The organism is Streptomyces sp. NPDC059454, assembly GCF_042749965.1.
Taxonomy (GTDB): domain Bacteria; phylum Actinomycetota; class Actinomycetes; order Streptomycetales; family Streptomycetaceae; genus Streptomyces.
This window is the reverse complement of the sequence record NZ_JBHYVC010000003.1, coordinates 71,385-98,033: the sequence shown is the minus strand read 5'-3', so window position 1 is coordinate 98,033 and position 26,649 is coordinate 71,385. Positions and strand designations below refer to the sequence as shown.

At 70.9% G+C, this 26,649-nt stretch carries 22 protein-coding genes and 5 tRNA genes; 15 read left to right on the top strand and 12 right to left on the bottom strand.

Annotation, left to right across the window (positions count from 1 at the left end; genetic code table 11):
- Positions 1–38: 38 nt before the first annotated feature.
- On the bottom strand, positions 39–647 hold the full coding sequence (locus tag ACFXAE_RS03045) for a YceI family protein (RefSeq protein WP_384707062.1): 609 nt from the start codon (positions 645–647) through the stop codon (positions 39–41).
- 104 nt (positions 648–751) lie between these two features.
- Between ACFXAE_RS03045 and ACFXAE_RS03040 the strand changes: the two genes are divergently transcribed.
- A complete protein-coding gene (locus tag ACFXAE_RS03040) occupies positions 752–2,092 on the top strand; it encodes a glycosyltransferase (RefSeq protein ID WP_384707059.1) in 1,341 nt (446 codons plus the stop codon).
- Between the two features lie 212 nt (positions 2,093–2,304).
- Here the strand turns inward: ACFXAE_RS03040 and ACFXAE_RS03035 are convergent, their stop codons facing one another.
- Together ACFXAE_RS03035 and hpnR are read right to left on the bottom strand one after the other, a co-directional pair.
- The gene (locus ACFXAE_RS03035; protein ID WP_384707056.1) at positions 2,305–3,180 is read right to left on the bottom strand and encodes a DMT family transporter; all 876 of its coding nucleotides are present in this window, start codon (positions 3,178–3,180) and stop codon (positions 2,305–2,307) included.
- Between the two features lie 24 nt (positions 3,181–3,204).
- The gene (gene hpnR / locus ACFXAE_RS03030; protein ID WP_384707053.1) at positions 3,205–4,704 is read right to left on the bottom strand and encodes a hopanoid C-3 methylase HpnR; all 1,500 of its coding nucleotides are present in this window, start codon (positions 4,702–4,704) and stop codon (positions 3,205–3,207) included.
- A gap of 285 nt (positions 4,705–4,989) precedes the next feature.
- Here hpnR and ACFXAE_RS03025 point away from each other — a divergent pair, with 285 nt between their 5' ends.
- From ACFXAE_RS03025 to ACFXAE_RS03015, 3 genes are all read left to right on the top strand, one after another.
- Positions 4,990–5,853 carry an SDR family NAD(P)-dependent oxidoreductase gene (locus tag ACFXAE_RS03025; RefSeq protein WP_384707384.1) on the top strand — a complete coding sequence of 288 codons (864 nt, stop codon included), beginning with the start codon at positions 4,990–4,992 and terminating at the stop codon, positions 5,851–5,853.
- A gap of 257 nt (positions 5,854–6,110) precedes the next feature.
- The gene (locus ACFXAE_RS03020) at positions 6,111–7,694 is read left to right on the top strand and encodes an acyl-CoA carboxylase subunit beta (protein ID WP_384707050.1); all 1,584 of its coding nucleotides are present in this window, start codon (positions 6,111–6,113) and stop codon (positions 7,692–7,694) included.
- A 35-nt stretch (positions 7,695–7,729) separates the two neighbouring features.
- A complete protein-coding gene (locus ACFXAE_RS03015) occupies positions 7,730–7,924 on the top strand; it encodes an acyl-CoA carboxylase subunit epsilon (protein WP_384707047.1) in 195 nt (64 codons plus the stop codon).
- Between the two features lie 225 nt (positions 7,925–8,149).
- Here ACFXAE_RS03015 and ACFXAE_RS03010 read toward each other — a convergent pair whose 3' ends face one another.
- From ACFXAE_RS03010 to ACFXAE_RS02975, 8 genes are all read right to left on the bottom strand, one after another.
- Positions 8,150–8,731 carry an ATP/GTP-binding protein gene (locus ACFXAE_RS03010; protein WP_030216560.1) on the bottom strand — a complete coding sequence of 194 codons (582 nt, stop codon included), beginning with the start codon at positions 8,729–8,731 and terminating at the stop codon, positions 8,150–8,152.
- Positions 8,712–9,284, bottom strand: a complete 573-nt coding sequence (locus tag ACFXAE_RS03005; protein ID WP_384707044.1) for a DUF742 domain-containing protein — start codon at positions 9,282–9,284, stop codon at positions 8,712–8,714. The genes ACFXAE_RS03010 and ACFXAE_RS03005 overlap by 20 nt, the downstream gene beginning before the upstream one ends.
- A gap of 94 nt (positions 9,285–9,378) precedes the next feature.
- Positions 9,379–9,792 carry a roadblock/LC7 domain-containing protein gene (locus ACFXAE_RS03000; protein ID WP_004983065.1) on the bottom strand — a complete coding sequence of 138 codons (414 nt, stop codon included), beginning with the start codon at positions 9,790–9,792 and terminating at the stop codon, positions 9,379–9,381.
- Between the two features lie 10 nt (positions 9,793–9,802).
- Complete coding sequence (locus ACFXAE_RS02995) at positions 9,803–13,060, bottom strand: nitrate- and nitrite sensing domain-containing protein (protein ID WP_384707040.1); 3,258 nt, start codon at positions 13,058–13,060, stop codon at positions 9,803–9,805.
- A 376-nt stretch (positions 13,061–13,436) separates the two neighbouring features.
- A complete protein-coding gene (locus ACFXAE_RS02990) occupies positions 13,437–14,027 on the bottom strand; it encodes an ATP/GTP-binding protein (RefSeq protein ID WP_384707037.1) in 591 nt (196 codons plus the stop codon).
- Entirely contained in the window at positions 14,008–14,403 is a 396-nt protein-coding gene (locus tag ACFXAE_RS02985) for a DUF742 domain-containing protein (protein ID WP_004924977.1), read from the bottom strand. The genes ACFXAE_RS02990 and ACFXAE_RS02985 overlap by 20 nt, the downstream gene beginning before the upstream one ends.
- A gap of 111 nt (positions 14,404–14,514) precedes the next feature.
- Positions 14,515–14,928: a roadblock/LC7 domain-containing protein gene (locus ACFXAE_RS02980; protein WP_003993189.1), complete on the bottom strand. Its 414-nt coding sequence runs from the start codon at positions 14,926–14,928 to the stop codon at positions 14,515–14,517.
- Positions 14,929–14,937: 9 nt separating this feature from the next.
- Positions 14,938–18,783 (bottom strand): nitrate- and nitrite sensing domain-containing protein, encoded by a 3,846-nt coding sequence (locus ACFXAE_RS02975; protein ID WP_384707033.1) that lies wholly within the window; start codon positions 18,781–18,783, stop codon positions 14,938–14,940.
- Positions 18,784–19,388: 605 nt separating this feature from the next.
- On the opposite strand from ACFXAE_RS02975, the gene ACFXAE_RS02970 reads away from it, so the two are divergent.
- The 9 genes from ACFXAE_RS02970 to ACFXAE_RS02930 all read left to right on the top strand — a co-directional run bounded on the left by ACFXAE_RS02970 (position 19,389) and on the right by ACFXAE_RS02930 (position 23,445).
- Positions 19,389–19,577, top strand: coding sequence for a hypothetical protein (locus tag ACFXAE_RS02970; RefSeq protein ID WP_384707393.1), 189 nt, complete (start codon positions 19,389–19,391; stop codon positions 19,575–19,577).
- A 163-nt stretch (positions 19,578–19,740) separates the two neighbouring features.
- Positions 19,741–20,526, top strand: a complete 786-nt coding sequence (locus ACFXAE_RS02965; protein ID WP_384707030.1) for a fumarylacetoacetate hydrolase family protein — start codon at positions 19,741–19,743, stop codon at positions 20,524–20,526.
- A complete protein-coding gene (gene gltX / locus ACFXAE_RS02960) occupies positions 20,519–22,033 on the top strand; it encodes a glutamate--tRNA ligase (RefSeq protein ID WP_384707027.1) in 1,515 nt (504 codons plus the stop codon). The genes ACFXAE_RS02965 and gltX overlap by 8 nt, the downstream gene beginning before the upstream one ends.
- A 75-nt stretch (positions 22,034–22,108) precedes the next feature.
- On the top strand, positions 22,109–22,843 hold the full coding sequence (locus ACFXAE_RS02955) for an HAD family hydrolase (RefSeq protein ID WP_384707024.1): 735 nt from the start codon (positions 22,109–22,111) through the stop codon (positions 22,841–22,843).
- 91 nt (positions 22,844–22,934) lie between these two features.
- Positions 22,935–23,006: transfer RNA gene (locus tag ACFXAE_RS02950), tRNA-Gln, on the top strand.
- A gap of 39 nt (positions 23,007–23,045) precedes the next feature.
- Positions 23,046–23,118 (top strand) — tRNA-Glu (locus tag ACFXAE_RS02945).
- A gap of 62 nt (positions 23,119–23,180) precedes the next feature.
- A tRNA-Glu gene (locus ACFXAE_RS02940) sits at positions 23,181–23,253 on the top strand.
- 20 nt (positions 23,254–23,273) lie between these two features.
- Positions 23,274–23,345 (top strand) — tRNA-Gln (locus tag ACFXAE_RS02935).
- A 27-nt stretch (positions 23,346–23,372) separates the two neighbouring features.
- Positions 23,373–23,445: transfer RNA gene (locus ACFXAE_RS02930), tRNA-Glu, on the top strand.
- A gap of 125 nt (positions 23,446–23,570) precedes the next feature.
- Here ACFXAE_RS02930 and ndgR read toward each other — a convergent pair.
- Complete coding sequence (gene ndgR / locus ACFXAE_RS02925; RefSeq protein WP_384707021.1) at positions 23,571–24,284, bottom strand: IclR family transcriptional regulator NdgR; 714 nt, start codon at positions 24,282–24,284, stop codon at positions 23,571–23,573.
- Positions 24,285–24,479: 195 nt separating this feature from the next.
- On the opposite strand from ndgR, the gene leuC reads away from it, so the two are divergent.
- Positions 24,480–25,910 (top strand): 3-isopropylmalate dehydratase large subunit, encoded by a 1,431-nt coding sequence (gene leuC, locus ACFXAE_RS02920; protein WP_384707018.1) that lies wholly within the window; start codon positions 24,480–24,482, stop codon positions 25,908–25,910.
- 6 nt (positions 25,911–25,916) lie between these two features.
- A complete protein-coding gene (gene leuD / locus ACFXAE_RS02915) occupies positions 25,917–26,510 on the top strand; it encodes a 3-isopropylmalate dehydratase small subunit (protein ID WP_384707016.1) in 594 nt (197 codons plus the stop codon).
- The last annotated feature ends 139 nt before the right edge of the window (positions 26,511–26,649 follow it).

The following is a 26,649-nucleotide window of genomic DNA, read 5'->3' as shown; positions in this document are numbered from 1 at the left end:
CGGGAGGCGGTGCCGGGCGGGGCGCCGCGTCGGCGGGATCAGGCGTTGCGGATCGCCGAGATGTCGAAGTTCAGCTTGATCTTGTCGGAGACCAGGACGCCGCCCGTCTCCAGCGCCGCGTTCCAGGTCAGGCCCCACTCGGAGCGCAGGATCTCCGCCTTGCCCTCGAAGCCCACGCGCTCGTTGCCGAAGGGGTCCTTCGCGGCGCCGTTGAACTCCAGGTCGATGGTGAGCGGCCGGGTGGTGCCCAGGATGGTCAGGTCACCGGTGATGCGGTAGTCGTCGCCGCCGAGGGCCTCCGCCTTGGTGGTGCGGAAGGTCATCGCCGGGAACTCGTCCGTCTTGAAGAAGTCGGCGCTCTTCAGGTGGCCGTCACGGTCGGCGTTGCCGGTCTCGATGCTGTCCATCACCACGTCGATGGTGGCCGTGGAGTTCGACGGGTCGGTGCCGTCGAGGTGCAGCGTGCCGGTGAAGTCCTGGAAGCTGCCCTTGACGTTGGTGACCATGGCGTGCCGGGCGACGAAGCCGAACGTGCTGTGCGCGGGGTCGATCGTGTACTCACCGGTCAGCGCGGCCAGGTCCGGGTTCACCGCGGAGTCGGCGGTAGCGGTGGCGGTCTCGTTGTCCTTGCGGCTGAAGATGCCCATGATGTTCCTCCCGGGGGATGACGTTTAATGTTCAACTAATCCAACGAGGTCCACCGTAGACCTATTCCCTTTAACTTTCAACATGCTTGGCGAAGGTGGCGTGATTGGGCCGCCGCGACGCGTGGTACTCGCCGGCCGTGTCCTCGGTCGCGGTCCTGGTGGAGCTGGTGCGGCGCGATACGTCGGGCGGCCAGGTGAAGTGCTGGGAGCACTTCGCGCGGAGCGCCGCCCGCCTCACGGAGCGCCTGCCCGACGGCTCCGGCGGCGCACTCCTCGACCTGACCGTCTACTTCCTCGGCGAACGCGAGCGGGTCGAGCCGCTCTCCCCGCACGTTCGGTTCGTGATGCTCCGGCCGGTGCTCAGCTCGGCGGCGACGCGCTCGGCCGACCGCGCGGAGGACGTCTGCGACCTCGCCCCGTACCACCCGCGGCTCGCCGCCCTGCTGCCCCGCCACGACGTCTGGCACCTGACCCACAGCTTCGCCTTCGCCGCCACCGCCGTACGGCTCCACCGCCGTGCGGCCCGGCGGTCCGCCCCACGGCCCCGGCTCATCGGCTCCGTGCACACCGACGTACCGCTGCTGGCCTCCGTCTACGCCCGTTACCTGGCCGAGCGGTGGCTGCCCGGGAGTCATCCGAGGGCGGAGGACCTGCTCGCGGACCGGGCCGAGAGCGCGCTGCGCCGGCGCCGGGACCGGCTGCTGGACCCCTGCGAACGCGTACTCGTCCCGACCCCGGAAGGCCGCGCGGAACTCGCCCGGGTCCTCGGCCCGTACCGGGTCGCCCTGCTGCGCCGGGGCGTCGACCACGGACTCTTCCGGCCCGACCCCACCGCGCGGGCCTGGCTGACGCGCGCGTACGGCGTCCCGGCCGACCGCCCGCTGGTGCTGTTCGCCGGCCGGCTGGACGCCAGCAAGGGCGTACCGCTGCTGACCGAGAGCGTCCGGCTGCTGCGCGCCCGGGGCGGCGCCGCGCACCTGGTCATGGCGGGCTCCGGCGCCGAGGAGGCCACCGTGCGCCGCGTGCTCGGCCGGGACGTCACCCTGCTCGGGCCGCTCCCGCAGGACCGGCTGGCACGGGTGTACGCCGGCTGCGACATCTTCGCCTTCCCGTCCCGTACGGAGACCAGCGGCAACGTCGTCGCCGAGGCGATGGCGTGCGGCCTGGCGGTCGTCCTGCCCGAGGGCGCGCACACCACCCGCTGGCTGACCGCACCGGGCCTCGACGGCATCGTCGTCCCGGCCGACGACCCGTCGGTCTGGGCGGACGCCCTGCGCCCGCTGGCCGAGGACCCTGCCGCACGGGGGGCGGTACGGCGACGGGCCGCGGAGACGTCCAGGATCACCCATCCCACCTGGGACCGCGTGCTCGAGGAGGACCTCCTCCCGGTCTGGACCCGTCCGGCCGCCCGCACGCCCCGCCGTGCCGGCTCCCGTACCGCTTGAACCATCCCGCCCGGGGACACCCGGGCACACGCCGTGGCCGACCGCGCGTCCGCCGCCGGGTTTCTTCGCCCCCGCCGCCCCTTCCCGTCCCGTCCCTGGGGGCTTCGCCCCCAGACCCCCTTTGCGCAGTTCCCCGCGCCCCTTTTCTGCCCAGGCCCCTTTGCGCCCACGCGGCGGAGCCGCATGTCGACACAGCCCCGCGCCCCCAAGTCCTACCGCCGGTCCGTGTGCCGGCCGTGTGACGCCGCGATGACCGGTGATGTGTCCAAGGCCGCGATGCCTGCCGCCACCAGACCCAGACCTGCCAGCGTCGCCGCCGAGGCCGGCCAGCCCGTGCGGAGCGTCTCGTCGAGGAGCAGCGTGCCCATGGCCACCGCGACCACCGGCTCGGTCGCGTCCAGGACCGTCATGCTCGCGGCCAGCGGGCCCTGCTGGAAGGCGCTCTGGATGAGCAGCAGGCCGCCCACACTGGCGGCGACGAGCGCGTAGGTCTGCCAGGCGGCCAGGGCCGTGAGCGGCCCGTGCCGGAGCCGGTCCACCGTCGCGGCCAGCAGGACGGACTGGGTGCCCATCACCGCCCCCGCGGCGAGCGCGGTCGCCGAGGCCCGCCACGGGCCGGACAGCACCCGCGCGGTCGCGAGCGCACCGCACACCACGGCCGCGACCGCGCCGACGGCCAGGAGCCAGGGCAGCAGGCCGGCCGCCCCGGGGTCGCCGCCGTGCGGTCGGGCGGAGAGCAGCGCCAGCGCCAGCCCCACCGCCACCGCGAGCGTGCCGGACCACTCCCGCGGGCCCAGCCGCAGCCGGTGCAGCCGTGCCGACAGCGGGACCGCGAAGACCAGCTCGGCGACGATCAGCGGCTGCACCAGACTCAGCGGCCCGAACGCCAGCGCCAGCGACTGGAAACCGTACGCCACCACCGCCAGCCCGATCCCGCACAGCCACAGCGGATCCCGCGCCAGGCGCCCCAGCAGCCGCGCGGTGAGCGCCTCCGCGTCCGGCCGCGTGGCCGCCGCCCACTGCTGCATGACTCCCGCGACGGCGAAACACACACCGGCGGCGAGCGAGGCGAGGACGGCGATCGCCATGGCGGAGGGGCCCCCGGCGGCCGGTCAGTCCGGTGTCCGGTCGGTCGGCGCGCCCCGCGTCGCCTCCCGGGTGTGGACGTACAGCATGCGCCGGTCGCCGACGTCGAGACGCTGGGGGAGCGGCAGTTCGTAACGCACCGGCCGTGCGTGGTCGGCGAGTTGCCGGCGCGGGTTGTACACCTGGTTGAACTTCCACAGCATGCGGGCGAAGTTGGTCTGCCCGTGCAGCAGGTTGCGCCCGAGCACGCGCGCCGCGCCGAACGCCGTGCGCACCCCCAGGTGTTTGCGGTTGATGACCGCCTGGGTCCGCACCAGCTCCTCGTAGAAGCGCTCCAGCGGCAGCGCGGTCGGCACCACCGCGTGCTGGATGTCGAAGAGGCGGTAGTCGCGGGTGGTGAGCCGGCGCGACTCGGTGTGCCAGATCTCCGTACCCGGATACGGCGTCATCACCGTGAAGTGCACGATCTCCGGCACGGCCAGCGCGAACTCCCGCACCACGCGGAAGCGTTCCTCGTCCCAGGCCGGATCCACGATCAGGTTGACGGCGACCTTGATGCCGAGCCGCCGTGCCGTCTCCAGCGCCTTCAGGTTCTCGTCCGGGCCGACCCGCTTGCGGTACAGGTCGAGCCCCTCGGCGTCGATCGCCTCCATGCCGAGGAACATGTAGCGCAGCCCCAGCCGCGCCCACCGCTCGAACACCTCGGGATGGCGCAGCAGGACGTCGGCGCGCGTCTCCAGGTAGTACTTCTTCCGGATGCCGCGCCGCTCCACCTCGGCGGCGATGGCGTTCCCGTGCTCGGGCCGGATGAAGGCCACGTCGTCCACGATGAACACGTTCGGCTCGCGGATCCTCGCCAGGTCCTCCGCCGCCGCCTCGGGCGAGGCCTTGCGGTAGCTGCGGCCGTAGAACGTCCACGCCGAGCAGAACGAGCAGTCCCAGGGACAGCCGCGGGTGAACTCGACGGACGCGCACGGGTCGAGCTCGCCGATGAAGTAGCGGCGCCGGTCGCGCATCAGATCGCGGGCCGGGAGCGGTCCGTCGATGCCGTGCAGCATCAGCGGCGCCGGCCCGCGCCCGGCCGCCGTGACGACGCCCGGCACGCCCTCCACCCCGCCGTCGCGCACCGCCTCCAGCAGCGGCGCGACCGCCGGCTCCCCCTCTCCGCGGACCACCGCGTCGACCGCGCCCTCCGCCTGCTCGACGACCTCCTCGGCGACGAACGAGACACTGTGCCCGCCGAGGAACACGAAGCAGCCCGGCACCTCCCGTTTCACCCGCGTCGCCAGCGCGATCGCCTCGGGGATGTTCGCCAGGTAGTTCAGCGAAATGCCGAGCGCCTCCGGACGGAAGGACCGCACCTCGTCGCGCAGCCGGTTCACGCCCCGCACCTGGAGGTCGACGACCCGGACCTCGTGACCGGCCTCGCGGGCGGCGCCCGCCACCCGTTCCAGGCCCAGCGGTTCGAGCCGGAGGAAGATCTCGGAGTACATCAGGGCGCTGGGGTGGACGAGCAGCAGACGCATGGTGACCTCGCCACGGGGGCCGGACGGACCGGGTACGGAAGGGTGCCCTCTTCGTATCCCGGCAGACGCGGCCGCGTACCCGCCATACGCCCGCCTGGCCGCATCCCGCGGCCCACAGGAGTGGTCCTGCGGTGCGGCGCACTGCCCCCGGGAGCCCGGACACCGCCCGCCGACGGGGACCGGAGCGGGCCGGGCGGGACGGGCTCCAGCGCTGGCGAGGTGCACCGGAACGGGGGTGTCCTGGATGACGAGGACCCGCAGCGACAGCGCATGGGAGACCGACTCGTGACCACCACCGGCTCCGGTTCCACCTACGACCCCCCGGCGGGCCCCGCACACGGCGCCGCCCGTGCCGCCGCCCCCGCCCCGTCGGCGGCGCGCGACCACGGCCCGCCGACGCGCACGGACCGGCGCGTCGTCCTCGTCACCGGTGCCTCCTCGGGCATCGGCGCGGCCATCGCGCGGCGCTTCGCCGCCGGGGGCTGGCACCTGCTGCTCAGCGGCCGGGACCGGCGGCGCCTTGAGGAGACGGCGTCCGGCACCTCGGCGGTCCTGCTGCCCGCCGACCTCGCCGCGCCGGACGGGGCCAAGATGCTGGCCCAGGCCGCGCTGCGGGAGACCGGACGCATCGACGTGCTGGTCGCCGGGGCGGGCATCGGCTGGGCGGGGCCGTTCCTGACGATGCCGCACACCGACATCGACCGGGTGCTGTTCCTGGACCTCAACGCGACGCTGCACCTCGTACGGGAGGTGCTGCCCGCGATGGTGGCGGCCGGTGGCGGCCGGGTGGTGCTCGTCGGCTCGGTGGCCGGCTCGGTGGGCGTACGGGAGGAGGCGGTGTACTCCGCCGCCAAGGCCGGGCTCGCCGCGTTCGCCGAGGCGCTCCGGCAGGAACTGCTCGGTACGGGCGTGGGGGTGACGCTCGTCGTGCCGGGCCCCGTCGAGACGGGCTTCTTCGCCCGCCGCGGCACGCCGTACCACCGCTCCCACCCGCGCCCCACCTCGCCCGGCCGGGTCGCGGCCGCCGTCTGGAACGCCGTCTCCCAGGGCCGTGACGACACCTACATCCCCGCCTGGCTCGCCCTCCCCTCCCGGGTGCGCGCCCTCACTCCCGGCCTCTACCGCAGGCTCCTGAACCGCTTCGGCTGAGACCCCGGCGCGAGCGGACCACCGCCACCGCTACGCTCCGGGTGGGCGGACCGACCCGAACGGGTGCATGAGCCACCCATGAATGTGAGGCGGCTCTCAAGTGACGTCTTTGTGCGACCCCTACAAGCCGGAAGCGCTCTGAGCAGTCGGAACGGCTGCATGCCGCCGGGGTTCTGTTCAGGGGTACCAGGAAAACACCCCGGAGACTGTGAGGAGTCGACGGCTCCTATTCCCAGGTGGCTTCGTAAGGTCACTACATGACCGTTTTGGATGAGGTGCCGGGTGAGCCGACCGACGCGCGCGGACGCGTGGCCGAACTGCACGAGATCCGTGCCCAGGCGCTGGCGGGCCCGAGCGAGAAGGCGACCCGGGCACAGCACGCCAAGGGCAAGCTGACCGCGCGGGAGCGCATCGAACTGCTGCTGGACCCGGGGTCCTTCCGCGAGGTCGAGCAGCTGCGCCGGCACCGGGCCACCGGCTTCGGTCTGGAGGAGAAGAAGCCGTACACGGACGGTGTGATCACCGGCTGGGGCACCGTCGAGGGCCGCACGGTCTTCGTCTACGCCCATGACTTCCGGATCTTCGGCGGCGCGCTGGGCGAGGCCCACGCCACCAAGATCCACAAGATCATGGACATGGCCATCGCGGCCGGCGCGCCGCTGGTGTCGCTGAACGACGGTGCCGGCGCCCGCATCCAGGAGGGCGTCTCGGCCCTGGCCGGCTACGGCGGCATCTTCCAGCGCAACACCAGGGCGTCCGGCGTCATCCCGCAGATCAGCGTGATGCTCGGCCCCTGCGCGGGCGGCGCGGCCTACAGCCCCGCCCTCACCGACTTCGTGTTCATGGTCCGCGACACCTCGCAGATGTTCATCACGGGGCCGGACGTCGTCAAGGCGGTCACCGGCGAGGAGATCACCCAGAACGGCCTGGGCGGCGCGGACGTGCACGCCGAGACCTCCGGTGTCTGCCACTTCGCCTACGACGACGAGGAGACGTGCATCCACGAGGTGCGCTACCTCCTCTCCCTGCTCCCGCAGAACAACCGGGAGAACCCGCCGCGCGTGGAGTGCTCCGACGACGCGGACCGCCGCGGCGACGTCCTCCTCGACCTGGTCCCCGCCGACGGCAACCGGCCGTACGACATGGCCAAGGTCATCGAGGAGATCGTCGACGACGGCGAGTACCTGGAGGTCCACGAGCGCTGGGCGCGCAACATCATCTGCGCCCTGGCCCGGATGGACGGCCAGGTCGTCGGCATCGTCGCCAACCAGCCGCAGTCGCTGGCGGGCGTGCTGGACATCGAGGCGTCCGAGAAGGCCGCCCGCTTTGTCCAGATGTGCGACGCCTTCAACATCCCGATCCTCACCTTCCTGGACGTCCCCGGCTTCCTCCCGGGCGTCGACCAGGAGCACGGCGGCATCATCCGGCACGGCGCGAAGCTGCTCTACGCCTACTGCAACGCCACCGTGCCGCGGATCTCGCTGATCCTGCGCAAGGCGTACGGCGGTGCCTACATCGTCATGGACAGCCAGTCCATCGGCGCCGACCTCACCTACGCCTGGCCGACGAACGAGATCGCCGTGATGGGCGCGGAGGGCGCGGCCAACGTCATCTTCCGCCGCCAGATCGCCGAGGCCGAGGACCCCGACGCCATGCGGGCACGCATGGTCAAGGAGTACAAGTCCGAGCTGATGCACCCGTACTACGCGGCCGAGCGCGGTCTGGTCGACGACGTGATCGACCCCGCCCAGACGCGTGAGGTGCTGATCCGTTCGCTGGCGATGCTGCAGACCAAGCACGCCGATCTGCCGTCCCGTAAGCACGGCAACCCGCCGCAGTAACCCGGCGGACATCTCTCCCAGGGAGACTGAGAGCCATGAGCACACCTGACATCCGCGTCGAGAAGGGCCACGCCGGGCCGGAGGAGGTCGCCGCGATCACGGCGATCCTGCTGGCGCGGGCGGCCGCGCAGCCGTCCGCCGCCGCGCCGGCCCACCACGGCCGTGCGCGCGCGGGCTGGCGCCGTCTGGAACGCGAAGGCGGCTTCCGAGCCCCCCACAGCTGGCGCTGACTCCGAGAAGGGCCCCTCCGCCGAAGGAGGGGCCCTTCTCGTATCCCGGCCGGGGCAACGCCCCCGGGGGCGCGAGGGCTGTGACGGCATGCGGCTCCGTCGCGTGGGCACGACCGGCCCGCACCGGCCCGCACCCGGCATGCAACAGCCCCCGGCAGCCCGGTGGCCGCAGGGGGCGTTGCGCAACTCGGCGCTACGAGGTGCCGCCTGTGGCGGCCGTAGCCGTCAGCGCAGGCGCGCCATCAGCGCGTGCTCCACGAGAGTGATCAGCGCCGACTTCGCGTCGGCACGGTGGCGCGCGTCGGTGGTGATGATCGGGGTGTCGGGCCCGATCTGCAGCGCCTCCCGGACCTCGTCCGGCTGGTAGGGCTGCTGGCCGTCGAAGCCGTTGAGGGCGATCACGAAGGGGAGACCCGAGTTCTCGAAGTAGTCGACCGCGGGGAAACAGTCGGCGAGACGCCGGGTGTCCACCAGCACGATCGCGCCGATGGCGCCGCGTACCAGGTCGTCCCACATGAACCAGAAGCGGTCCTGGCCGGGCGTGCCGAACAGGTACAGGATCAGGTCCTGGTCCAGGGTGATACGGCCGAAGTCCATGGCGACCGTCGTGGTCGTCTTGTCCCCGGTGTGGGTGAGGTCGTCGATGCCTGCCGAAGCAGACGTCATGACGGCCTCCGTGCGCAGCGGGTTGATCTCCGAAACGGCCCCGACGAACGTGGTCTTGCCCACGCCGAAGCCACCCGCCACCACGATCTTCGCCGAGGTGGTGGAGCGGGAAGGACCGCCGCTAGAGCTTGCGAAGTCCACTGAGCACCCTTTCGAGCAGTGTCACGTCTGGCTGGCCGCCGGCGTTCTCGTCGCCGCCGGGCTGATGGATGGCGACCAGGCCCGCCTCCGCCAAGTCGGCGACGAGGATCCTGGCCACGCCGAGAGGGATGGTCAGCAGGGCCGAGATCTCGGCCACCGACTTGATCTCCCGGCAGAGGTTGCAGATCCGCTGATGCTCGGGCAACTGGCCCTGCATCTGGTGCGGCTGCGCGGTGGTGTGCACCAGTGCCTCGATGGCGAGCTGGTAACGCGGCCTGGTGCGGCCGCCCGTCATCGCGTACGGGCGCACCAGGGGATTGTGCGACGCCCCGGCGGGTGCCGGTTCGGGTGCTCGGCGCTGCGGCTGCACGGGCTGGATGCGCGGGGCGTGCGGCTGGTCGTACGGCGAGGGACCAGGGCCCTGTGGCGCGTACGGCTGCCGGTGGCTCGGGGCGGAGGGGTAGCCGTACCCGCTCTGGGCACCGTCGTTCTGGCCCTGTGCGGGACCGTACGACCAGTTGCCCGACGACGAACCGCCTGGGGGTGTTGCCACTTTCTCCTCCTCCGACTGTGCCTGGAGCCCATCTCTGTGGAGCCGCGTCCCGAAACCTTACGGCCCCGGGCCGCCAAAACGCACCGTCCGTCCTCTAGTTGAGAAGGCTCCCTTGGAGCTCCGCTCGAAGGTCCGGTGTCAGGACCGTACCGGCACGGTCGACCAGAAGGGCCATCTCGTACCCAATGAGGCCGATGTCCGCCTCCGGATGTGCGAGAACCGCGAGCGACGAACCGTCGGAAATGGACATGATGAACAGGAATCCCCGCTCCATCTCCACAACCGTCTGGTTCACGCTGCCGCCCTCGAAGATCCGGGAGGCGCCCGCCGTCAGAGACGTCAGACCGGAGGCGACGGCCGCGAGCTGGTCGGCACGGTCGCGGGGAAAGCCTTCGGACATCGCCAGAAGGAGTCCGTCGGCGGAGACCACCACCGTGTGGGACACCCCCGGGGTGTTGTCCACGAAGTTGGTGATCAACCAGTTCAGGTTCTGTGCCGCCTGGCTCATCGGGCTCACACTAACGCTCCTGGTTGTAGGTGCTGTCAGAACCGAAGCCCTGACCGTTCGTTTCACTGCCCGCACCGCGGCCCCGTTGGACACCGCGTCGCAGGTTGCTCAGCCTGCCCCGGACGTCTTCCGGGGCGCGGGAGACCTGGGGGCCTCCCTGAGGGGTGGTTTCGGCGGCTCCCTGGACCAGGTTGGCCTTGGGGACCCGTCGCGGCAGACCGGAGGAGGTCACTCCGCCGGCCTTGGGCTTCCGGAGCGACGAGGCCTGCTGCCAGCGCTCGTCGTTCGTCGAACGCCAGCCACTGTCGCCGTCACTCTCCGGAGTGGAGGCCGACGGCTCCTGGTTCACGTGCCGTGGCCCGCCCGAGCCGTTCGCGCCGCCCGCGGTGGGTCCGCGGCGGGGAAGCCCGGCGTCGGTCATCGCGTGGACGTCGGAGGCAGCTGGTTCCGGACGGTCGAAGCCTACGCTGTCCTGCTCACGCGCGTCAGCGGCCTGCGTATTTTCCGATTCCGGGGCCTGAGCAGGGTACTGGTCCGGGTGACCGTTCCGGTAACCGCCCTGCTGCGGCCAGTCGTCCGCCTGGCGCCGCTCGGCGAAGGACGAGAAGGGGTCGGCGGCACCCGCCGCCGCGCCGCCGTCCTGGACCGGCTGCCCGTAGGAGGGGTCCGGGTAGCCACCGTTGGCCGGGAAGGCGTCGTTCTGCGGCACCTGGCCGTCCGGCGCGTAGAACCCCTCGCCGTACGCCTGCTGCTGCGGCTCCTCGTACGCCGCCCGCTGCCCGTTGCCGTACGCGTGCTGGTCGTACCCGGCGGTCTGCTGCTCCTGGTAGCCGCCGTCGAAGCCCTGACCGTTGCCGTAGCCCTGCGGAGCGGCGAACTCGTCCGGGTAGGCGGGCGCCTCGGGAGTCTCCTGGGCGTTCGCGGCGCCCGGCTCGGGCTGCGCGTGGGACTCCAGGGCCGCCCGGCGCTCCTCGCGCATCCGGGAACGGCCGACCGGGTCCAGATCGCGGATGTCGTCCGGGACCTCCGTGTAGCGGGTGTCGTCGAAACCCAGCTCCGCGGCGGTGCGCAGCGGCTGCCGGCCGAAGTCCTCACCCTGGAAGTTCTGCTCCGGGATGATCTGCGAGACCGTGAACTCGTCGCGGTCCAGCTGCTGCTCGCCGCCACCACCATGGGTGATCGCGTCCGGCAGCATGACCAGCGACGTGGTGCCGGCCTGCTCGCCCGAGGGGCGCAGCTGGACCCGGATGCCGTGCCGGTCGGACAGCCGGCCGACCACGAACAGACCCATGCGCTGCGAGATCGCGGCGTCCACGGTCGGCGGGTTGGCCAGCTTGTGGTTGATGTCCGCGAAGTCCTCGGCGGTGAGGCCGATGCCCTTGTCATGGATCTCGACCATCACGCGGCCGTCGGGGAGACGGGTCGCGGTGACGCGGACCTTGGTCTGCGGGGAGGAGAACGTGGTGGCGTTCTCAAGGAGCTCGGCGAGCAGGTGCACGAGGTCGGTCACCGCGCGGCCGTGGATCTCGGCCTCGGGGACGCCGGACAGCTCGATGCGCTCGTACTGCTCCACCTCGGAGGAGGCGGCGCGCAACACGTCGACCAGCGGCACCGGCTGGTCCCAGCGGCGGCCGGGCTCCTCGCCGGCGAGGACGAGGAGGTTCTCGCCGTTGCGGCGCATACGGGTCGCGAGGTGGTCCAGACGGAAGAGGTTCTCCAGCTGGTCCGGGTCGGCCTCGTTGTTCTCCAGGTCGGTGATCAGGGTCAGCTGGCCCTCGATCAGCGACTGGTTGCGGCGCGACAGGTTGGTGAAGATCGCGTTGATGTTGCCCCGCAGCAGGGCCTGCTCGGCGGCGAGCCGGACGGCCTCGCGGTGGACCTGGTCGAAGGCGCGGGCGACCTCGCCGATCTCGTCGGTGGTGGAGATCGGGATCGGTGTGACCTTGGTGTCGACCCGGCCGGGGTCGGTCCGGGAGAGCTGGTCGACCAGCATCGGAAGGCGCTGCTCGGCGATGCCGAAGGCGGCGTTGCGCAGCTGGCGCATGGAGCGGCTCATCTGGCGGGCCACCATGCCGGCCAGGATGAACGCGGCGAGCAGGGCGATGACGACGGCGGCACCGGTGATGAAGGCGTCGCGCTGGGCGTCGTCGGCGATCTGCGCGGCCTCGCTCACCGCGGCGTCGGTGAGGTCGGACTCGATCTCGCTGTAACCGTCGAACTTGAGTGTGCTCACGGCCCACCAGTTGGCGGGGGTGATGCCCTGGGCGGCGAGTTCGCCGCGCGCGGCCGCGTCGGTGGAGGGGAGCCGGCCCAGCTCGGAGATCATCGTCTCCGGCTTCGCGGGCGGTGCCACGTAGTCCGGGTCCCGCTGCTTGGCCTCCCGGGCCATGGCCGTGCCCTCGGCCTGGATCCGCTGCGCCGTCTGCTCCAGCTTCTCCGCGTCGGCCTCGGTGCCACCGCCCCTGTACTCCTCGACGGCGATGCGCTCGAGGTAGGCGTAGGAGGTGAGGGCCACGCGCTGGCTGGCGAGCTGGCTGTCGGTCGGGCCGGGCTTCACCAGCAGGTGCATACCGATGGAACGCTGCAGCGACAGCGCCGACTTGGTCAGCGAGATCGCGTAGACCGTACGTCCGTAGCTGGTGACGTTGCCGGTGCCGAGACCGAGGTCGTTGGCGAACTCCATCAAGGGGTGGGCGACGGTGACGTAACCCTCCTCGGTCGCGACACCCTTGAGCTTGGAGGTGTACGCCCCGGCGCGCAGCGCGGTCAGCTGGGGCTCGGCCTGGCGGAACAGCTCCATCCGGCGCTTCAGGCCGGGCTTGTCCGGCATGCTCTGCGCGGCCTCGTCGAAGGCGTCGGCGGCCTTGTCGGTCGCGGCGCGGGCCTTGGCGACGTCCGGGTCGTCCTTGCCCTTGCCCTGCAGCAGGGGGACCGCGGTGACGTCCCGCTCGTTGTAGAGGGCGTTGGCGTAGGTGAGGGAGGCCTGCACCAGACGCGCGGTGTTCTCCGCGTCCTCGGCCTCGTTCCAGGTGTCGATCGAGCCCTTCACCTGGAAGCCGCCCATGACCAGGCCGACCAGCACGGGTATGAGCAGGATCGCGTTCAGTCTGGTCGTCACGCACCAGTTGCGCGGGGAAAGGCGACCTCCGCTCTTGGCGGGCGCGGCCGTCGGTTCGGGACCGGGTACGGGGGCGGGCGCCGCTGTGCGCGACGGCGGCGTGAAGTTGCCCCGGGCCGACGGCTCGGGACTGTTCTTGCTTCGCCTCACTCGACCAACAACCTCTCGGCGGTCGGCACCAACGTTGTGCCGCAGTGTCTCAGCGCCCGATGTGCCATCGACTACGGAATACGTCTTTGACTAATGGGCAGTTCAGGCATTCCAGCATGCCGACCAGCGCTCTTCCAAACACTGGAAGGCGGGGAATCCGAGTGATGCAAGTCCCAGATAAAACGGTCATAAAGAACGAGCTTCAGCAAAAGGCAAGCGGTTCGTGCGCGCAGCGGCACTGTGCGACCGCATCGCGTGTCGGGCTCCCTCGATTCCTCTGCCGAAACGTTATGAACACCGAGGCCGACCGTGTCGAAGGACACGGCCGGCTCCGGTGCGTCTACGGCGACCGTCGTACGTCGCTCCTTGTTCGGTTCTACCTGAGACGCGCCATGAGGGCGTGCTCGACCAATGTGATCAGCGCACTCTTCGCGTCCGCGCGGTGGCGGGCGTCGGTGGTGATGATCGGGGTGTCGGGTCCGATCTGCAGCGCCTCGCGCACCTCTTCCGGCTGGTAGGGCTGCTGCCCGTCGAACCCGTTGAGGGCGACCACGAAGGGAAGACCCGAGTTCTCGAAGTAGTCCACCGCCGGGAAGCAGTCCGCCAGCCGACGGGTGTCCACCAGGACCACCGCGCCGATGGCGCCGCGTACCAGGTCGTCCCACATGAACCAGAAGCGGTCCTGACCGGGCGTGCCGAACAGGTACAGGATCAGGTCCTGGTCCAGGGTGATACGGCCGAAGTCCATGGCGACCGTCGTGGTCGTCTTGCCTCCGGTGTGGGTGAGGTCGTCGATGCCTGCCGAAGCAGACGTCATGACGGCCTCCGTGCGCAGCGGGTTGATCTCCGAGACGGCGCCGACGAACGTGGTCTTGCCCACGCCGAAGCCGCCCGCCACCACGATTTTCGCGGACGTGGTGGTACGGCTGTCGGAGACCGCCCCGCCGCTAGAGCTTGCGAAGTCCACTGAGCACCCTTTCGAGCAGTGTCACATCCGGGGCGCCGGTCGTCTCGTCGCCGCCCGGCTGGTGCACGGCGACGAGTCCCGCCTCCGCCAAGTCGGCCACCAGGATCCGGGCAACACCCAGTGGCATGTTGAGCAGCGCCGAGACCTCGGCGACCGACTTCACCTCACGGCACAGATGGCAGATGCGCTGGTGCTCCGGAAGGAGCCCCATGAGCGCTGCCGGGTCGGCCGTCGTACTGATCAGTGCCTCGATGGCCAGTTGATAACGCGGCCTGGTCCGGCCACCGGTCATCGCATAGGGACGCACCAGCGGCTGGTCGCCCTCGTCCTCGTACGGTTCCGCATACGGATCATGAGAGGCGGTGGGCGGGGTCATGGGTCCTCCGGGCGGGACAGCAAGTCGGTCAGTCAAGCCGTCTGACGGGGCCGGTGGGGGGAATGTGGCGGCCGGACGGTGATTTGGTGAGACGGGTGGTGCCGGGGCCGATCAGTGGAGCAGACTTCCCTGTAGTTCGGCGCGCAGGTCCGGGGTGAGGACCGCCCCCGCGCGGTCGACCAGGAGCGCCATTTCGTAGCCGACGAGGCCGATGTCGCACTCGGGGTGCGCGAGAACGGCCAGCGACGAGCCGTCCGAGACGGACATGAGGAAAAGGAATCCTCGCTCCATCTCGACGACCGTCTGGGCCACGCTGCCGCCTTCGAAGATCCGGGAGGCGCCGGCCGTCAGGGAGGTCAGTCCCGAAGCGACGGCCGCGAGCTGGTCCGCGCGGTCGCGCGGGAACCCCTCGGACATGGCCAGCAGGAGACCGTCGGCGGACACGACGACGGTGTGGGACACCCCTGGGGTGTTGTCCACGAAGTTGGTGATCAACCAGTTGAGGTTCTGTGCCGCCTGGCTCATCGGGCTCAACTATCGCTCCTGCTGGTGAGTGGGGTTCGGGAAGGTGCCGGTCTGGGTGGTACCGGCCTGACGACCCTGTGCGATACCCCGACGGAGATTGGTCAGCCGGCCGCGCACGTCATCGGGGGCGCGCGAGACCTGAGGACCGCTCTGGTGTTGTTGCTGCTGAGCTGTGCCCGGGACGAGGTTCGCCTTGGGCACCCGGCGCGGCAGGCCGGAGGTGGTGACGCCGCCCGCGGCCGGCTGCCGGACGCGTTCGGCCTGCCGGACCAGCTCGTCATTGGGCGAGCTGCGCCAGGCGGTGGAAGCGGACCGCTGCGGGCCGGTGGGGCCCTGCGGCTGCTGGGGTTGCTGTTGCGGCTGCTGGGGTGCCGGAGCCGAGCCGTTGCCCTGCTCCTGCTCACCGCCACCGTGGAACCAGTTGGTCTCCAGGGTGTCGTACAGCGGCGTACGGCCGTCGCCCGGGCCGGACGCGGGCGGCAGCGCCCACGCGTCGGACACCGCGCGCTCGTCGGGCCGCTGCGCGGCACCGCCGTTGCCCTGCTGCTGCGGGTGGGCCGGCCGCTGCTGCGGGGCCGGCGGACGCGGGGCGTTCAGGCCGCCGGCGTGCGCGCCGTTCGGCTGCGGACGCTCGAACTGGCCGGTGACGGCCGGGTCCGCGGCGCTCGGACGCTCCGGGAGGGAGTGACGGCCCGTGGCACCGTTGTCCTGGCCCGGCAGTTGGAACTGGCCGGTGGAGCCGTTGTCGTAGCCCTGCGGGACCGGGAACTGGCCCGTCGCGGCCGGGTTCTGTCCGCCCGGACCGCCCTGCGGGGCGCCGAAGACGTCACCGCGGGCGTACTGGCCGGTGTTCTGGACACCGTTCGCACTGGGCTGGGCGTACTGGCCCGCGTTCTGGACACCGTTCGCACCGGGCTGGGCGTACTGGCCCGTGTTCTGGACACCGTTCGCACCGGGCTGGGCGTACTGGCCCGTGTTCTGCGGGGCGTCGGTACCGGGAGCGCCGTAGCCGGGCGCACCGGGGTTCTGACGCTCGTCGAACCGGGGGATCTCCGCCGTCGCGCCGGGGCCCTGCCGGTCGTCGAACCGGGGCATGGCCGACGTCCGGGCGACGTCCGGCTCCTCGTGACCGCGCGGGGCGTCCAGCGAGGCGCGCGGCACCGGCGGCTGGGCGTTCTCGTCGCTCCAGCTGGGCACGCGCGGCTGCTGCTGGTCACCGCCGGGCAGTTCCGGGCGCGCACCGCCGCGCGGCGGCAGCTGCGGACGACGGCCGCGCTCGGGCTTTCCGCTGCCGCGCTGCGGCGGCACCTGGCCGCGACCGCCACCGAAGGCGTCCTGCTCCTGCTGTCCGCCCGGGCCCGCGGCCTGCGTGCCCTGCGGGGCACCGGGCGCCTGGCCGCCGAAGCCGGCCGGAGCCGGACGGCCCTGCGGAGCCGCACCGGGAGCACCCCGGTCGAACAGCGACGGCGTGGAGTTGCCCGGCTGACCCTGCGGCCCCCGCGCTCCGTCGGGCCGGCCCGCGCCGTCCCGCCCGGGCAGCGCGGCCCGCGGACCCTGACCGGCACCGAGCAGGCCACCACCGGACGCACCGGCACCGAGGGCACCGCCCGCGGACTGACCGGCGCCGGCGGCACGCCGTGCGGCCGCGGCACCCGCGGCCGCCTGCGCGGCGGCGGGGCCACCGCCACCCGCGCCCGGCTGGCCCGGCTTGCCCTGCGGCTTCTTGCCGCCCTGGGCGACGTCGACGGGCAGCATGACCAGCGCGGTCGTACCACCGGAGTCGGACGGACGCAGCTGGATGCGGATGCCGTGGCGCTGCGACAGCCGGCCGACCACGAACAGACCCATGCGGCGGGAGACGGAGACGTCCACGGTGGGCGGCGCGGCGAGCCGCTCGTTGATCGCCGCCAGGTCCTCCGGCGACAGGCCGATGCCGGTGTCGTGGATCTCGATCAGCACCCGGCCGTCGGGCAGCGCGTGACCGGTGACCTTGACCTTGGTCTGCGGCGAGGAGAACGAGGTCGCGTTCTCCAGCAGCTCGGCGAGCAGGTGCACGAGGTCGTTGACCACGCGGCCGGCCACTTCGGTGCTGGGCACGGAGGACAGCTCGATGCGCTCGTACTGCTCCACCTCGGAGGCGGCGGCACGGAGCACGTCGACCAGCGGGACCGGACGGGTCCACCGGCGGCCGGGCTCCTCACCCGCGAGAACCAGCAGGTTCTCACCGTTACGGCGCATACGCGTGGCGAGGTGGTCCAGCTTGAACAGCGAGGACAGCTGGTCCGGGTCGGCCTCGCGGGACTCCAGCTCGGAGATCAGCGACAGCTGGCGCTGGATCAGACCCTGGGAGCGGCGCGAGAGGTTGGTGAACATCGCGTTGACGTTGCCCCGCAGCAGGGCCTGCTCGGCGGCGAGGCGGACCGCCTCGCGGTGCACGTCGTCGAAGGCCGCGGCCACCTTGCCGATCTCGTCCCGGGAGTGCACACCGACCGACTCCACGGAGGTGTCGACGTCCTGCGGGTCGGACTCGGAGAGCTGCTTGACCAGCTCGGGCAGGCGTTCCTGGGCGACCTTGGTGGCGGTGTCCTCCAGCCGGCGCAGCGAGCGGATCATGGAGCGGGCCACGACGAAGGCGCCGACCAGCGACACACCGAGCACGAGCAGGATCAGCACACCGGAGACGATCGCGTCGCGCTCGGTGGCGCTGCGCAGCTCACGGGCCTTCTGTTCCATGTCCTCGAGCAGCGTGAGCTCGATGTTCTTCATCTGCTGGATCTTGGTGGAGCTGTCGTCCAGCCAGTCGCGGTAGGACCGCTTGCCGACCGACGAGAGGCCGAACTCCGAGGCCAGGGCACGCCCGGCGTACTCGTCGGTGGCCTTGATCGTGCTGTTGCCCTCCTCGATCGGCAGCAGCAGCTCGGTGGCGGCGACGTCGCCGTAGATGCTCTTGAAGCTGCGGATCTCGGACTTCTGGCTCGCCAGCGCCGACTCGGCGTAGAGCCGGTCGTTGTCGGAGAGCTCGCCCTTGGTGGTGTTGCTGGCGGGCAGCGCCGCGGCGAGGACCGCGCGCTGGATCGACGCGTACTCCTTGGCGGAGGAGAAGGACGCCAGGGCACGGGTGCGCTGGATCATCTCGGGGTTGCTGGTGGCCTCCGCCATGTCCTGCGAGAGCTCGACCAGCTTCTCGATCAGACGGTGGTAGCCCTCGACGGTCTGGGTGGAGTTCCGCTCCGACTGGAACGCCGTGTTGCGGATCTTCTCGAGCTCGCCCAGTTCACCGGCGAGCTGCACCAGGTTGTCGCGGACGCCCTTGAGGTTGCCGTCCTTGCTGGCGTCGTCGATCTCCTCGGAGCTGTCGATGAAGAGGTTGCGCGCCCGGTCGGTCTTCTCGCGGTAGCCCTTGACCGAGAAGTCGGTGGCCTTGCCGCCGTGCGCCAGCGGGCCGGCCGACTGGTCGCGCTCCTCCTGGAGCGCGGCGGCCAGTTCGGTGGCCTGCTTGGTCATGTCCGTCAGCAGCTTCATGTTGTCGAGCTGCTGGATGTCGTCCATCGACTGGTTGATACGCAGTGCGCCCAGCGAGGTGGCCGCGACGACCGGGAGGGCGAGCAGCGACACCAGACGGGTCGAGATCCGCCAGTTCCGCAGGGCTATTCGTGCCCCCGGGCCGGTCGAGCCCTTCGGCGCCGGGCTCGGTGCTCCGGCCGGCGCGGCGGAGCCCTCGCCGCCGTTCCCGGACGTGGTCGGGCCCTGGTTCTGGGCGTGCTGGGGCGAGGAGCTGACGGCCTTGGGGCCAGTCCCGCCGTGCGGCTCCGGCTCCGCCGAAGCGCTGCCATCCCTCTTGAAACGTCCCTGCACTAGCGTCGCAACCTCTGAACCAGGCACCCCTCCGCGTGAACGGCGAGGCACGGTGTCGGCGTCATAGGGGCGCCCTGAATACGCCCCCGTGGTGGTCGTGAGTGACCGGCGCTGGTTCCCCCTTCTCGCCCGCCACTCGGCGCGTCTGTGCGCTCCCTGTGCGCCGGCTCGATCCTGCGGCGGTTCCGTGGAATTCCAGCACAGTGCAGGATCTCCAACAAGGCCCATGGGTGTACCCGTGAGATACGTGACACCACGTGAGTGGCGTATCACCACGGGTAGAAAACGACCTCCCCATAAGGGACGTATGCCCGCGAGTCGGCAGGGGAGGTCGGGTGTCCCAGTCGCCATGATCAGGAGCGGAATGATGGCTTCAGGGGGTGAATGTCCGATTCCGTCTCGCCGGAACCTGGGCCGGAATGGGTGATTTGTCCAGCGATCCGTGAGCAAACTCACACCCTGATCAAGGCCTTCGCCCGCGGTCGGCGGGGAATCGCATGTTTAGCCTGACGCTTTACAGGGACGGCAAAACCGACAACCCGCGCCCTCACCGGGGTCTCCGACCCCCTCCGGGCGCCCGTGAACAGGACAGGGTCAAGTAAACAGTGAAGACGACGACGATGTTCCACAAGATCGCCAACCCGCGGCGCACCACGCTGGCCCACCTGGACGGCGCCGATGAACTGCAGACGCCGGTCCAGCAGGAGCACACCGTCGACCTCCCGACCCAGACTGCCAACCCCAAGCGCACCGTCCTCATGGAGATCCCGGTCGCGGCCGACGCCGCGCAGTGACACCGGTCCATACGGACACCGGCCGCGAAACACTCAAGGCCCACCGAACGAGGGGCGCCCCACGGCAACGGGGGCGCCCTTCGTCATTGCGCGAGGCGAGGACCCCTGCGCGTTAGCCTGGAGCGTCAGACTTCAGCCGATCGGTCAAGGGGACAAGCATCCCGTGCGCATCGCCAGATTCTCCATCGACGGGAACGTCGCCTTCGGCGCGGTCGAGGGCGAGAAGCAGGACGAACTCGTCCTGGACATCATCAAGGGCATCCCGTTCGCGGACTTCGAGCTCTCCGGCACCAAGGTCCCGGTGAGCAAGGTCAGGCTGCTGCCCCCGGTGCTCCCCAACAAGGTGGTGGCCTTCGGCCGCAACTACGCCGAACACGCCAGGGAACTCGGCAACGAGGTGCCCGACGCCCCGTTCGCCTTCTTCAAGCCCGCCACCTCGGTGATCGGCCCCGGCGACGAGATCCAGTACCCCTCCTTCTCCCAGGAGGTGCACCACGAGGCCGAGCTGGCCGTGGTGATCGGACGGATGTGCCGCGAGGTCCCGCGCGAGCGCGTCAAGGACGTGATCTTCGGCTACACCTGCGCCAACGACGTCACCGCACGCGACGTCCAGAAGCGCGAGAAGCAGTGGGCCCGGGCCAAGGGCTTCGACACCTCCTGCCCGCTCGGCCCCTGGGTGGAGACGGACCTCGACCTCGCCGCCGCGGGCGACCTGACCATCCAGCTCACGGTCAACGGCGCCCAGCGCCAGCTCGGCCGCACCAGCGAGATGATCCACTCCATCGAGGACCTGATCGTCAACATCTCCGAGGCCATGACACTGCTCCCGGGCGACGTCGTCCTCACGGGCACCCCGGCCGGCGTCGGCCCCCTCAACGTCGGCGACGAGGTCGCCGTCACCATCGAAGGCATCGGCACTCTCACCAACAAGGTTGTCAAGCGTGGCTAGCGCACCCTCCCCCAAGCCCTCGACTTCGCTCGCGCAGGGGGTACCCCCACGCGTACGTTTCTGCCCGTCGCCCACCGGTAACCCCCACGTGGGCCTGGTCCGCACCGCCCTGTTCAACTGGGCGTTCGCCAAGCACCACGGCGGCACCCTGGTCTTCCGCATCGAGGACACCGACGCGGCCCGCGACTCCGAGGAGTCGTACAACCAGCTGCTGGACTCCATGCGCTGGCTCGGCTTCGACTGGGACGAGGGCCCCGAGATCGGCGGCCCGCACGCGCCGTACCGCCAGTCGCAGCGCATGGACCTCTACAAGGATGTCGCGGCGAAGCTCCTGGACGCCGGCCACGCGTACCACTGCTACTGCTCCCAGGAGGAGCTGGACAGCCGCCGCGAGGCCGCCCGCGCCGCCGGCAGGCCCTCCGGGTACGACGGCCACTGCCGCGAGCTGACCGACGCCCAGGTCGAGGACTACAAGGCCCAGGGCCGCGAGCCGATCGTCCGCTTCCGGATGCCCGACGAGACGATCACCTTCACCGACCTGGTCCGCGGCGAGCTGACCTTCACCCCGGAGAACGTCCCGGACTACGGCATCGTCCGCGCCAACGGGGCCCCGCTCTACACGCTGGTCAACCCGGTCGACGACGCCCTGATGGAGATCACCCACGTCCTGCGCGGCGAGGACCTGCTCTCCTCCACCCCGCGCCAGATCGCCCTGTACAAGGCGCTGACCGGGCTGGGCATCGCCAAGCGGACGCCGGCCTTCGGCCACCTGCCGTACGTGATGGGCGAGGGCAACAAGAAGCTCTCCAAGCGCGACCCGCAGTCCTCGCTCAACCTCTACCGCGAGCGCGGCTTCCTGCCCGAGGGCCTGCTCAACTACCTCTCCCTGCTCGGCTGGTCGCTCTCCGCCGACCAGGACGTCTTCTCGATCGACGAGATGATCGCGGCCTTCGACGTCGCCGACGTGCAGCCGAACCCGGCCCGCTTCGACCTGAAGAAGTGCGAGGCGATCAACGGCGACCACATCCGCATGCTCGACGTGAAGGACTTCGCCGAGCGCTGCGCGCCCTGGCTCAAGGCCCCCTTCGCGCCCTGGGCCCCGGAGGCCTTCGACGAGGCCAAGTGGCAGGCCATCGCCCCGCACGCGCAGACCCGCCTCAAGGTCCTCTCGGAGATCACGGACAACGTCGACTTCCTGTTCCTGCCGGAGCCGGTCTTCGACGAGGCGTCCTGGAACAAGGCCATGAAGGAGGGCAGCGACGCCCTGCTCCGTACGGCCCGCGAGAAGCTGGACGCGGCGGACTGGACGTCCCCCGAGTCCCTCAAGGAGGCCGTCCTGGCCGCCGGCGAGGCCCACGGCCTCAAGCTCGGCAAGGCCCAGGCCCCGGTCCGCGTCGCCGTCACCGGCCGCACGGTCGGCCTGCCGCTCTTCGAGTCCCTGGAGGTCCTGGGCAAGGAGAAGACGCTGGCCAGGATCGACGCGGCGCTGGCGAAGCTCGCCGCGTAGCCCGCAGACCGTGAAGGGGCGGCGCCCGGAAGCATCCGGACGCCGCCCCTTCACGTTCCGGGTACGGTCGGAGGCATGGCGATCCAAGCCGTCGTCTGGGATGTGGACGACACACTTTTCGACTACACCACCGCCGACCGCGAGGGCATGCGCGCGCACCTGGCGGCCGAGGGGATCATCGCCGGGTACGGGTCGGCCGAGGAGGCCCTCGTGCGCTGGCGGGAGGTCACCGAGCAGCAGTGGGCGCGGTTCGCCGCGCGGGAGGTGGACTTCGAGACGCAGCGGCGCGACCGCACCCGGGTCTTCCTGGGCCGCCCGGAGCTGACGGACGCCGAGGCCGACGACTGGTTCCGGCGGTACGTCACGCACTACGAGTCCGCCTGGAGCCTCTTCCCGGACGTGCTGCCCGTCCTCGACGCCCTCGCCGCCAGCCACCGCCACGCCGTGCTCTCCAACTCCAGCCTCCACGTCCAGGACCGCAAGCTGCGCGTCCTGGGCGTCCACGACCGCTTCGAGGCCATCCTGTGCGCCGCCGAGCTGGGCGTCTCCAAGCCCGAGGCCGGCGCGTTCCTCGCCGCCTGCGACGCGCTGGCGCTGCCCCCGGACCAGGTGGCGTACGTCGGTGACCATCCGGAGATCGACGGCCGGGGCGCCGCGGAGGCCGGACTGCTGTCCGTGTGGATCGACCGCGGCGGTGCCTGCGCGACCGTCGAACCGCCCGTGGGACCACGCCGTATCGCCACCCTCGCCGAACTTCCCGCGATACTCGCCGCCGATACTCGTTTTGGAGCCCCGTCCACCTTCGGGTAATGTTCTTCCTGCGCCGCGGGGAGCGGGCCGGAAGGCCGGAACCCCCAAGCGTCAAACTAGAACAAGAACCCCTCAGGGGATTGCGTTCCAGTGGCCTATGGTGTAATTGGCAGCACGACTGATTCTGGTTCAGTTAGTCTTGGTTCGAGTCCAGGTAGGCCAGCTCGCAGAGCTCATCTGCACCGCGGATCTCATCCGCAAAGCCCCCGTTGTGTAGCGGCCTAGCACGCTGCCCTCTCAAGGCAGTAGCGCCGGTTCGAATCCGGTCGGGGGTACAGATCCTTCCCGCGAGGGTGGTCAGGGTAGCTCCCGCCGTCATCGACGCAGGATCGCTAGGGCCCCCGTTGTGTAGCGGCCTAGCACGCCGCCCTCTCAAGGCGGTAGCGCCGGTTCGAATCCGGTCGGGGGTACGACTGGTCTAAACCATCATTGGTCTATGGTGTAATTGGCAGCACGACTGATTCTGGTTCAGTTAGTCTTGGTTCGAGTCCAGGTAGACCAGCAGGATCTGCGGCAACGTATGATCCACGCCCCCGTTGTGTAGCGGCCTAGCACGCCGCCCTCTCAAGGCGGTAGCGCCGGTTCGAATCCGGTCGGGGGTACACAGGGAAAGCCCTCCACCTCGGTGGAGGGCTTTCGGCGTTCCGGAACGCGTACCCGGCAATCGGGGGAGGGCCCGCCGCGGCGTTGGGGCGGGCCTGTTCCCACAGGACGGTACGGACGGGTTTCAGGAGCGGCGCAGTGCCTCCGAGAGGCGGCCGGCGGCATCGATGACGGCCTGGGCGTGCATCCGGCCCGGGTGGCGGGACAGGCGCTCGATGGGGCCGGAGACCGAGACGGCGGCCACCACGCGGTTCGACGGCCCGCGCACCGGCGCGGAGACGGACGCCACGCCCGGCTCGCGCTCACCGATCGACTGGGCCCAGCCCCGGCGTCGTACGCCCGAGAGGGCCGTCGCCGTGAACCGGGCGCCCTGCAGGCCCCGGTGCAGCCGCTCCGGCTCCTCCCAGGCCATGAGGATCTGTGCCGAGGAGCCGGCCTTCATCGTGAGCGTGGAGCCCACCGGCACCGTGTCCCGCAGGCCCGAGAGGCGCTCCGCCGCGGCGACGCAGATGCGCATGTCGCCCTGGCGCCGGTAGAGCTGGGCGCTCTCGCCGGTCATGTCGCGCAGATGCGTGAGCACCGGGCCCGCCGTGGCGAGCAGTCGGTCCTCGCCCGCCGCCGCGGCCAGTTCGGCCAGGCGGGGGCCGAGGATGAAACGGCCCTGCATGTCGCGCGCCACCAGGCGGTGGTGTTCCAGCGCCACCGCCAGGCGGTGGGCCGTGGGTCGTGCCAGTCCGGTGGCCCCGACCAACCCCGCGAGGGTGGCCGGACCGGACTCCAGAGCGCTCAGGACGAGGGCCGCCTTGTCCAGAACGCCGACGCCGCTACTGTTGTCCATGCAACGATACTTGCGTCTCACTCTGTGAAACGCAAGTTCAATTTTCGATGGAACCCGCCACTCTGGAAGCACGGAAGCGACGAGGCCCGTGGACCACCGGGCCCGGCGGCGGACACCCGGAAGCAGGGGTGCGGGCGCCGTCTCCGCACAGATCTAGTTGGGCCGGCGCACCACCTGCCGGCCGGAGGGACAGCGATGGGTAGGACACTCGCGGAGAAGGTCTGGGACGACCACGTCGTCCGGCGCGCCGAGGGCGAGCCCGACCTCCTCTTCATCGATCTGCACCTGCTGCACGAGGTGACCAGCCCGCAGGCCTTCGACGGCCTGCGCAAGAGCGGCCGCCGGGTGCGCCGTCTCGACCTCACCATCGCGACCGAGGACCACAACACCCCGACCCTCGACATCGACAAGCCGATCGCCGACCCGGTCTCCCGGATCCAGCTGGAGACGCTGCGGGGGAACTGCGCCGAGTTCGGCGTCCGGCTGCACTCGCTGGGTGACGTCGAGCAGGGCGTCGTGCACGTCGTCGGCCCGCAGCTGGGCCTGACCCAGCCCGGCATGACCGTCGTCTGCGGCGACTCGCACACCTCCACGCACGGCGCCTTCGGCGGACTCGCGTTCGGCATCGGCACCTCCCAGGTCGAGCACGTGCTGGCCACCCAGACACTGCCGATGGCCCGCCCGAAGACCATGGCGATCACCGTCAACGGCGAACTGCCCGAGGGCGTCACGGCCAAGGACCTGATCCTGGCGATCATCGCGAGGATCGGCACCGGCGGCGGCCAGGGCTACGTCCTGGAGTACCGCGGCGAGGCCATCGAGAAGCTCTCGATGGAGGCCCGGATGACCATCTGCAACATGTCGATCGAGGCCGGCGCCCGCGCGGGCATGATCGCCCCCGACGAGACGACGTTCGCCTACCTCGAGGGCCGTCCGCACGCCCCGAAGGGCGAGGACTGGGACGCGGCCGTCGCCTACTGGAAGACGCTGAAGTCCGACGAGGACGCCGAGTTCGACGCCGAGGTGGTCATCGAGGCCGCCGAACTGTCGCCGTTCGTCACCTGGGGCACCAACCCGGGCCAGGGCGCCCCGCTCTCGGCGTCCGTCCCCGACCCGGCTTCGTACGAAGACGCCTCGGAGCGGCTCGCCGCCGAAAAGGCCCTGGAGTACATGGGGTTGGAGGCCGGCCAGGAGCTGCGCTCCATCGGCGTGGACACCGTCTTCGTAGGTTCCTGCACCAACGGCCGGATCGAGGACCTGCGCGCCGTCGCGGACATCATCAAGGGTCGTAAAGTCGCCGACGGCGTGCGGATGCTGGTCGTCCCGGGCTCCGCGCGGGTGGGGCTGCAGGCCGTCTCCGAAGGGCTGGACGTGGTCTTCAAGGAGGCCGGCGCCGAGTGGCGGCACGCCGGCTGCTCGATGTGCCTGGGCATGAACCCCGACCAGCTCGCCCCCGGTGAGCGCTCCGCCTCCACCTCCAACCGCAACTTCGAGGGCCGGCAGGGCAAGGGCGGCCGCACCCACCTGGTGTCACCGCAGGTCGCCGCCGCCACCGCGGTCCTCGGTCACCTGGCCTCCCCGGCCGACCTCGCCGCCGCCGACGCCCGTACGCCCGCTGGAGTCTGATCAGTCATGGAAGCATTCACCGCCCACACCGGCCGGGCCGTCCCGCTGCGCCGCAGCAACGTCGACACCGACCAGATCATCCCCGCCCACTGGCTCAAGAAGGTGACCCGGGACGGGTTCGAGGACGGGTTGTTCGAGGCCTGGCGCAAGGACGCGTCCTTCATCCTCAACCAGCCCGAGCGCACAGGGGCGACCGTGCTGGTCGCCGGCCCCGACTTCGGCACCGGCTCCTCCCGTGAGCACGCCGTCTGGGCGCTGCAGAACTACGGCTTCAAGACCGTGATCTCCTCCCGCTTCGCCGACATCTTCCGCGGCAACTCGCTGAAGAACGGCCTGCTGACGGTGGTGATCGACCAGAAGATCGTGGACGCGCTGTGGGAGCTCACCGAAGCCGACCCCACGGCGGAGATCACCGTCGACCTCGAGGCCCGCGAGGTGCGTGCCGAAGGCATCACCGCCTCCTTCGAGCTCGACGAGAACTCCCGCTGGCGGCTGCTGAACGGCCTCGACGACATCTCCATCACGCTGCAGAACGAGGCGGACATCGCCGCGTACGAGGCGAAGCGCCCGTCGTTCAAGCCGAGGACACTCACGGCCTGACCCCACCGCGGCCGAAGTCCTCGCCTGAGGTCGACTTTCGGCCACCGGATCATCCCTCCCGTACCCCCGATCGCCCCGATCGGGGGTACGGGCACGTCTGCACCCGTTCGGCCCCGCGTGCCGCCTTGAGGTCCCTCAA